This is a genomic window from Faecalibacterium sp. DFI.5.82 (assembly GCF_029076575.1).
Classification (GTDB): domain Bacteria; phylum Bacillota; class Clostridia; order Oscillospirales; family Ruminococcaceae; genus Faecalibacterium; species Faecalibacterium duncaniae.
Genome location: NZ_JARFIS010000652.1, coordinates 1 through 304, shown reverse-complemented (window position 1 = coordinate 304; position 304 = coordinate 1). Strand labels below are relative to the sequence as shown.

1 pseudogene is annotated in these 304 nt (G+C 61.2%); it reads left to right on the top strand.

The features are described 5' to 3' along the window. A pseudogene (locus tag P0G09_RS18285) lies at positions 1 to 219 on the top strand (dipeptidase PepV); the annotation flags it as partial. Between the last annotated feature and the right edge of the window lie 85 nt (positions 220 to 304).

Genomic DNA, 304 nt, shown 5'->3' with positions numbered 1-304 from the left:
TACCGGGATGCCACCGGCGACAATGCCCCGCCCAAGTGCATCGGCGGCGGCACCTACGCCAAGATGCTGCCCAATGTGGTGGCTTTTGGCCCCCAGTTCGCGGGGGACCCGGTCACAGAGCATCAGCCCGATGAATGCATCGATCTGGAACGTCTGGTGCAGAACGCCCAGATCATTGCAAACGCCATTGTCAAGCTGGCAAACCTGCCGCTGGAATAAGAAGGAGGACGGGACTATGAAGATCACACAGGTGCGGCTGGGCCGCTTTTCCACCCCGCTGCGGGTGCCGTTCAAAACGGCACTG